This window comes from Cellulomonas sp. (assembly GCF_017744555.1).
Classification (GTDB): Bacteria; Actinomycetota; Actinomycetes; order Actinomycetales; family Cellulomonadaceae; genus Cellulomonas.
This window is the reverse complement of sequence record NZ_JAGIBD010000109.1, coordinates 1-794: the sequence shown is the minus strand read 5'-3', so window position 1 is coordinate 794 and position 794 is coordinate 1. Positions and strand designations below refer to the sequence as shown.

General features: G+C 68.0%; 1 pseudogene. It reads right to left on the bottom strand.

What is annotated here, in order from left to right:
• Positions 1 to 620: 620 nt before the first annotated feature.
• Positions 621 to 794, bottom strand: a pseudogene (locus tag J7523_RS20415) (tyrosine--tRNA ligase); the annotation flags it as partial.

The following is a 794-nucleotide window of genomic DNA, read 5'->3' as shown; positions in this document are numbered from 1 at the left end:
TCCTGAGCCAGAATCAAACTCTCCGTGAATGTTCATCAGCCACTCACCAGCCCGAAGACCAGCAAGCAACAGACACCACAAAGAACCCCCTCGAAAGAGGGCATCAACTGGCATCATCCCCGAACCAGACCCACGGGGGTGGACCTGATCCGAGCTCGACACCATTTACATGGCATCGACTACTTGGCACACTGTTGAGTTCTCAAGGAACAGACGCGCATCCTCGTCGGCCTTTCGGCTTTTGCAGGAGGCTTTGTGTCTTTCTCCAGTCTAGCAGGCTTTCTTCCGGCCTTTGACCACCGTGGTGGTCCGTGGCTTTCCGATCGCCGCCGCAGGACTCTAGCACGGCGTTTGGGGCGCCGTGTGCGGGCCTTGCGGGGATGCCCTGCTCCGTGGGACCGACCACCGAGTCGAGCTCGGTGTCCGTTCCTCCCTGCCGGGCGGGCTCCAAGAACATTACGCGAGCGTTGCGCGGAGGGCAAATCCCGGTGACGGTGACCGTGGTCACGCCCTGCGCGCGGCTCCCGGGCCGCACCGGTCGTCGCCCTGCCGACGGCGACGGCCCCCGGTGAGCGTGCGCTCGCCGGGGGCCGTCGGGGTCCGGGGTGCCGCCCCGTCGGTCAGTCCCGCCCGGGGACCGGCGACCCGGCGTCGGCCTCGGCGTCCACGACCGCGAGCGTCCGCTTGCCGCGTCGCAGCACCGCCCACCGCCCGTGCAGCAGGTCGTCCGCCGACAGCGTCGCGTCGTCCCCCGCGACCCGGACGTTGTTGACCGACGCCCCGCCCTCGGCGAC